The organism is Lysobacter enzymogenes, from assembly GCF_017168095.1.
Lineage (GTDB): Bacteria > Pseudomonadota > Gammaproteobacteria > Xanthomonadales > Xanthomonadaceae > Lysobacter > Lysobacter enzymogenes_D.
On the sequence record NZ_LXSD01000634.1, the window covers coordinates 1 to 1,679 of the forward strand.

Here is a 1,679-nt window from a genome sequence, read left to right on the forward strand (position 1 = left end):
CGGCTGAGGCTCAGGCGGCCGCGGCGTCGGCGCCCGCGGGCACCGGTGCGCGCCGCCGGATCAGGCGCTCGCGCCAGCGCAGGAACGGCCGCTCGACCGCGTAGTGCAGGATCGCCCCGGCCGCCAGCGCGGCGCCGGCATACGCGCAGAACGCCAGCAGCGGCCGCGTTTCCAAGGACTCGCCGCAAACGCCCGCCATCAGCGCGAACGCGCCCTTGTGCGACAGGTACAGGCTGAACGACGCCGCCGCCAGCCAGCCCGCGCCGGGCACGCGCAGGCGCCCGGTCCAGCGCCGCTCGGACGCGCCGGCGGCGACCAGCAGCGCCATCGCCAGCGACAGCACCGGCAAGCCGTACACCGAGGCGGCGAAGCCCAGGCGCTGCTGCGACAACGCGATCGCCGCGGCCAGCAGCGCCACGCCGGCCAACGCCAGCCCGCCCGAACGCCGCATCATCGCGTCCCACCACTGCGGCCGGTACGCGCGCACCGCCGCCAGCGTCACGCCGAACAGCAAGCCGTCCAGGCGCATCCAGGTCGGGTAGTAGATGCGTTCGACCCAATGGTTGGCGTTGTCGTCCAATGCATTCCACACCCACGCGCGCAAGACGATGCCGGCCAGCACCAGCGCCGCCACCGCGACCGCGCCTTTCCACAGCGCCGGCCGCCGCGTCAGCGCGATCGCCAGCCACGGGAACAGCAGATAGAAATGTTCTTCCACGCACAGCGACCACGCGTGCGAGAACGCCTTGTTGTGTTCGTAGTCGATCAACAGGTTCAAGGTGAAGGTGAAGAACTGCCAGCCCGATTCCAGCCCCGGCCGCTCGCGGAACGCCGGCCACAGCAGGTACAGCGCCAGCACCGTCCAGAACGCCGGCAGCACGCGCAGCGCGCGGCGCAGGTAGAAATCGCGCAAATCCAGGCGCCGGCCCTGGCTCAGCGGACGCAGCACCTGCCAGCCGATCAGGTAGCCGCTCAAGGCGAAGAACAAGTCCACGCCCATCCAGCCGAACTGCGACACAGGCGACCACGGCGAACCCAGGCCGGCGCCCTGGGCGTGGAAGAACATCACCCAAACGATCGCGATCGCGCGCAGCAGATCGAGGCCGGGCAGTCGGCTCATCTTGATTCCAGGAGGTTGGGGACGTTGCGGAGGTCGGTGCCGCGTCCGTCGCCCGACATTGCATCGTGCGTGGCGAACGCAGGCACATTCTGCGCTCGCGTCGCATGCGCAACAAGCCGATGTGCGCGCGCGACGCGCTCGCCTTGCCACGTTTGCGCAGCGAACTGCGCGCAGGCGTCGCGCGCTGCAAACGCGGCTTTCGGCGAGTGCAAGAAATACTTGTGCGAGCGCGCGCGAAGACGGCCGTTCGTAGCCGAACGCGATGCGGCGATGCGCGCGCGCGACGCCGTCGCGCGCAGTCGTCGCGCACCTAGGGCCAGCCCGAGGATGCCGCGCCGCGCCGCGCGCATTACCGTCGAACCCGGCGCCGGCGAACGGCAGGCGATGGGTTGGGCGGTGCGGCCATGTCGGGCATCAACTTCAGCAATCCCCTGAGCGGCCTGCTGCCGGGCCTGGGCGGCTCCAAGCCCGGCCTGCCCGGCGGCCCGCAGCCGCCCGGCCTGAACCTGCCCGGCGGCATCGACGCGCCGCCCGGCCACGGCGGCCTGCCGCCGGGCCA

The 1,679-nt window shown here is 71.7% G+C and carries 2 protein-coding genes; both read right to left on the bottom strand.

The window, feature by feature from the left end; translation table 11 throughout:
- Positions 1–10 precede the first annotated feature (10 nt).
- Entirely contained in the window at positions 11–1,120 is a 1,110-nt protein-coding gene (locus tag A7A76_RS24620; protein ID WP_206413791.1) for an acyltransferase family protein, read from the bottom strand.
- Positions 1,117–1,470 carry a hypothetical protein gene (locus tag A7A76_RS24625; RefSeq protein WP_206413792.1) on the bottom strand — a complete coding sequence of 118 codons (354 nt, stop codon included), beginning with the start codon at positions 1,468–1,470 and terminating at the stop codon, positions 1,117–1,119. Before A7A76_RS24625 ends, A7A76_RS24620 begins: the two co-directional genes overlap by 4 nt.
- Positions 1,471–1,679: the final 209 nt, after the last annotated feature.

Coding starts and splice junctions, on each gene's coding strand:
- A7A76_RS24620 (WP_206413791.1), bottom strand. CDS start 1,120: ATGAGCCGACTGCCCGGCCTCGATCTGCTGCGCGCGATCGCGATCGTT.
- A7A76_RS24625 (WP_206413792.1), bottom strand. CDS start 1,470: ATGCGCGCGGCGCGGCGCGGCATCCTCGGGCTGGCCCTAGGTGCGCGA.